The sequence below is a fragment of the Mesorhizobium sp. M7A.F.Ca.CA.001.10.2.1 genome (assembly GCF_003998575.1).
Classification (GTDB): domain Bacteria; phylum Pseudomonadota; class Alphaproteobacteria; order Rhizobiales; family Rhizobiaceae; genus Mesorhizobium.
This window is the reverse complement of sequence record NZ_RZQY01000497.1, coordinates 1-4512: the sequence shown is the minus strand read 5'-3', so window position 1 is coordinate 4512 and position 4512 is coordinate 1. Positions and strand designations below refer to the sequence as shown.

Genomic DNA, 4512 nt, shown 5'->3' with positions numbered 1-4512 from the left:
AATCTCGGTCGGCGGCCCCTCCGGCGGGCTCGAATCGGACTTTCGGCCGACCTTTTTCGACGGCGTCGCCACCGTGGTGGCAAAGCTCCTCCTGCAGGCAACGCCCGACTGTGCGGTCTTCGGCGAGAAGGACTACCAGCAGCTTTGTGTGGTGAGGCAGCTCTGCCGCGACCTCGACCTGCCTGTCGAGATCATCGGCGCACCGACGATACGCGACGCGCATGGTCTCGCCATGTCGTCACGCAACGCCTATCTCGATGAGGCCGAACTGAAGATCGCCCGCCAACTCAACGTCATATTGCGCAATACGGCTGCGGCCCTGGCGGCAGGCGCCGGCCAGAGCGACGCAACCGAAGAGGCCAGCCGCGCCCTCATCGCCGCCGGCTTTCAAAAGGTCGACTATGTCGAGGTACGCCAAAGCCTGACGCTTGCGCCATGGCGCCGAAACCGCGAAGGGCGTCTTCTCGCGGCAGCATGGCTCGGCAAGACCAGACTGATCGACAATGTGGAGGTTCCCGCTGTCTAGCGCGAAGGCTCGATCCTTCGGCCAGACAGACACGGGCCGACCACAGTCGATGGTCCCGTACTCTTTGGGGTCGACGTATCGCGGCGGATTGCTGCCGCGCCTAGCTCTCGCTCTTTTGTCCGCCGGCCCTGACGATCAGGTGTCCCGCCACGATCCCAACCACCCCGGCAAGGGCTTTCACCAATGCATCGATGAGGCGTGCATGGCGACCGGGATCAATGAGCTGAAGCAGTTCCAGCATGCCGGCGGTCACAGCCACGAAGATCACGACCTGGTACAGTCGGTTGGGGAAGCCGATCGCCAGGGCGAAGCCCAACAGGACATAAGCCAAGGCACGCTCGACATTCGCTTCAGCGAGGTGCGGCCGCATCTGGATCGGCGACAAGGTCGCGAAAATGATGATGGCGAGCAGCGCCAGCGCTGTAATGCGGGACAGTTTGGTCATGCCCTTGCATATCCGTCGTGAGCCGGCACAGCAAACGCCGCGATGACGCATGGCCAGGTCGCTCTATTCATCCCGGTGGCAATCTATCCGAGCGACTTCTCGAAACTCAGCGTCGTCGGTCTTGAGGTATCGCGGGACTCCTCCGCGGCACTGACAGGCAAAAACCCCTTCGACCGGTAGAAAGCAATGGCGCCGCCATTGGCCTCCTCGACCTCGACGCGCAGCGTTCGCGCTTCCGGGAAACTGGCCTCGACCTCGTCGAGCAGTGCTTGCCCGATCCCGCGCCTTTGGCAGTCCGGATGGACGTAGAGCTGGTTCAGCAGGATGATTTTCGCATCGGCGGTGGCGGCGGCGAAAGCCATGCCGCCGATCCGCTTGCCATCATCGGCCACCAGGAATTCCGAATTCGGCCGCGTCAGCCGCGAGCGGAGCGAAGCGACCGAGTGCCATTCGTCGGTGATCTCGGTGACTTTGGCAGCGCCATAAATGGCGTCATAGGTCGCATGCCACGTTTCCACCAGCAGCGTCCGCACAGCGGCAAGGTCGCGTTCACCTGCGGTGCGGACGAACACGGCGCTACTCGATGCCCAGCTTGGCCTTGACGAGGTCGTTGACGGCTTGCGGGTTGGCCTTGCCGCCGGTCGCCTTCATCACCTGGCCGACGAACCAGCCGGCCATGCTCGGCTTGGCGCGCGCCTGTTCGACCTTGTCGGGATTGGCGGCAATAACGTCGTCGACGGCCTTCTCGATGGCGCCGGTGTCGGTGACCTGCTTCATGCCACGGCTCTCGACCAGTTGGCGAGGGTCGCCGCCCTCATTCCAGACGATCTCGAACAGGTCCTTGGCGATCTTGCCGGAGATGGTGCCATCCTTGATCAGATCGATGACCGCACCGAGCTGCTCGGGTGAAACCGGAGCGTTTTCAATGTCTTTTCCGGCCTTGTTCAATTGCCCGAGCAGATCGTTGATGACCCAATTGGCGGCAAGCTTGCCGTCGCGGCCGGCGGCCACCTTCTCGAAATAATCGGCGATCGGCTTTTCCGACACCAGGATCGAGGCGTCATAGACGGACAGGCCGAGCGACGCGATCAGCCGCGCCTTCTTGTCGTCCGGCAGTTCCGGCAATTCCTTGGCCAGCGCATCGACATAGGCCTGGTCGAATTCCAGCGGCAAAAGGTCGGGATCGGGGAAGTAGCGGTAATCATGCGCCTCTTCCTTGGAGCGCATCGAACGCGTCTCGCCCTTGACGGCGTCGAACAGCCGCGTCTCCTGATCGATCTTGCCGCCATCCTCGAGGATGGCGATCTGCCGGCGCGCCTCATAGTCGATGGCCTGGCCGATGAAGCGGATCGAGTTGACGTTCTTGATCTCGCAGCGCGTGCCGAACTCGCCGCCCGGCCTGCGCACCGAAACGTTGACGTCGGCGCGCATCGAACCTTCGTCCATGTTGCCGTCGCAGGTGCCGAGATAGCGCACGATGGTGCGCAGCTTGGTGACATAAGCCTTGGCCTCGTCGGCCGAGCGCATGTCCGGCTTGGAGACGATCTCCATCAGCGCCACGCCGGAGCGGTTGAGATCGACATAGGACATGGTCGCATGCTGGTCGTGCATCGACTTGCCGGCATCCTGCTCCAGATGCAGCCGCTCGATGCCGACCTCGATGTCCTCGAATTCGCCCTGGCGGTCCGGGCCGACCGAAACGATCACCGTGCCTTCGCCGACGATCGGCTGCTTGAACTGCGAGATCTGGTAGCCCTGCGGCAGGTCGGGATAAAAGTAGTTCTTCCGATCGAAGACCGACTTGTGGTTGATCTGCGCCTTCAGCCCCAGGCCGGTGCGGATCGCCTGCTTGACGCATTCCTCGTTGATGACCGGCAGCATGCCCGGCATCGCCGCATCGACCAGGCTGACATTGGCGTTGGGCGGCGCGCCGAAGGCCGTCGAGGCGCCCGAAAACAGCTTTGCTTCCGACGTGACCTGCGCATGGACCTCGAGGCCGATGATGATCTCCCAGTCGCCGGTGGCACCGGAAACAAGGCGCTTGGCGTCGGGTGTGCGGGTGTCGATGAGGGACATTGTGGCCTGCGTATTGGAACTCGGATTATGCATTTACGCATATTTTGGTTTGCAACTTCGCTAGTGCAAACCGCTTCGCGAGACAAGCGCCCAAAAAACACAAGCGCAAAGCCACGGACTGGCCTTCTCAGCCGCTTTCGCCTATAGGACGTCCATTCCAATGGAGAGTGGATGTCCACTTACGCTCAGTCCCGGTAAGGCCCTGACCTCTTGGCGAGGCAGGGCAGAAAACCTGAAACCCCGTGCCGCGAAGCTTCGCGGCGGCGGCATTTTTTGTTTTCCCGGAAAACTCTCACATGGATATTTCGCGCACTGAACAGCGCATCCTGCACCTGCTCGCGCAGGGCGGACGCATTGAAATCGAAAAGAACGACAAGAAGCGGATCGCCTCCGTCAAATGCCTGACCCGCGACGGCTGGCACTATCCGGACGTCGATCTCGACATGTTTCGAAAGCTGAAGCGGAAGAAGGCGGTTTCTTCGTCGGGAGGCGGCCCCTACCGCATCACCCGGCGCGGGCTCGCACTCGTCCGCTCCGAACTCGACAACAGGTAGCCCGCGGTTCCGCCGGTCGGTTCTCCGGCCGGCGGTTCGCCTCACCGTTCAGGCAGTGGCGATATAGGCCCTGATCTGGTCGGCCTCGCGCTCGACATCCTCGATGCGGCGCTTGACCACGTCGCCGATGGACACGATGCCATCGAGCATGCCGTCCTTTTCCACCGGCAGATGGCGGAAACGGCCGCGGGTCATAATCTCCATCACCTCGTTGACGGTGTGATTTTCGTTGCAGATCTTCACCTTCGGCGTCATCGCCGAACGCACCGCGATATCGAGCGCGGCTCCACCTTCCCGGGCGACAACCCGGACGATGTCGCGCTCTGACAGGATGCCGACGATCTTGCGATCGCCATTGGTGATGACCAGCGCACCGATCTTGTGCTCTGCCAGGATGCGGATGGCTTCGCTCAGCTTTTCGTTCGGCCCGAGCGTCAACACGTCATGGCCTTTTCTCTCGAGAATTGCCTTCACCGTCATGGCGTCCTCCTCTGCTTTGCCTGCCGGTTCCTGCCCTGACCGGCCTTCACGTAAGAGTGAACATCGTGCGCCGTGATCGGTTGCATTTCAAGTGCGGTGGTCAGTCGTCTCCCACTCGGGCGCCTGCCATCGCCTGTCGAACCAGCGCAGGCCGAAGAAGCCCGCGACAAAGCCGCCAATATGAGCCTCCCAGGCGATCTGACCATCTACCCCTGGGGCAAACCCGAGCAGGCCGGTGGCGAGATTGATGACCATCCACATGGCGAGGAAGATCACGACACCGCGCAGGCGCAATACGAATGCGATCGGCAGCACAGGGCCGGCGAAGGCGGCCTTGCCGGCCGAACGGTCGGTGCGGAAGCCGAAACGCGCCGCAGCCCCCATCATGCCCGATATCGCACCGGAAGCCCCGACCAGCGGCGCCTCACCAT

Annotated in this window: 7 protein-coding genes; 2 read left to right on the top strand and 5 right to left on the bottom strand. The window is 62.4% G+C overall.

What is annotated here, in order from left to right; translation table 11 throughout:
- The coding region (locus EN964_RS25710) for a pantoate--beta-alanine ligase (protein WP_164775990.1) at window positions 1-526 on the top strand (526 nt) is incomplete at its 5' end.
- A gap of 100 nt (window positions 527-626) precedes the next feature.
- Here the strand turns inward: EN964_RS25710 and EN964_RS25705 are convergent.
- The 3 genes from EN964_RS25705 to gatB all read right to left on the bottom strand — a co-directional run bounded on the left by EN964_RS25705 (window position 627) and on the right by gatB (window position 3047).
- On the bottom strand, window positions 627-971 hold the full coding sequence (locus EN964_RS25705) for an antibiotic resistance protein VanZ (RefSeq protein ID WP_023812139.1): 345 nt from the start codon (window positions 969-971) through the stop codon (window positions 627-629).
- An 83-nt stretch (window positions 972-1054) separates the two neighbouring features.
- Window positions 1055-1543 (bottom strand): GNAT family N-acetyltransferase, encoded by a 489-nt coding sequence (locus EN964_RS25700; RefSeq protein ID WP_127272405.1) that lies wholly within the window; start codon window positions 1541-1543, stop codon window positions 1055-1057.
- A gap of 4 nt (window positions 1544-1547) precedes the next feature.
- Window positions 1548-3047, bottom strand: coding sequence for an Asp-tRNA(Asn)/Glu-tRNA(Gln) amidotransferase subunit GatB (gatB, locus tag EN964_RS25695; protein WP_127276897.1), 1500 nt, complete (start codon window positions 3045-3047; stop codon window positions 1548-1550).
- 296 nt (window positions 3048-3343) lie between these two features.
- Here gatB and EN964_RS25685 point away from each other — a divergent pair, with 296 nt between their 5' ends.
- Complete coding sequence (locus tag EN964_RS25685) at window positions 3344-3601, top strand: YjhX family toxin (RefSeq protein ID WP_127269620.1); 258 nt, start codon at window positions 3344-3346, stop codon at window positions 3599-3601.
- A gap of 48 nt (window positions 3602-3649) precedes the next feature.
- On the opposite strand, the gene EN964_RS25680 is transcribed toward EN964_RS25685, so the two are convergent.
- Window positions 3650-4081 (bottom strand): CBS domain-containing protein, encoded by a 432-nt coding sequence (locus EN964_RS25680; RefSeq protein ID WP_027039198.1) that lies wholly within the window; start codon window positions 4079-4081, stop codon window positions 3650-3652.
- Between the two features lie 87 nt (window positions 4082-4168).
- The coding region (locus EN964_RS25675; protein ID WP_164775989.1) for a rhomboid family intramembrane serine protease at window positions 4169-4512 on the bottom strand (344 nt) is incomplete at its 5' end.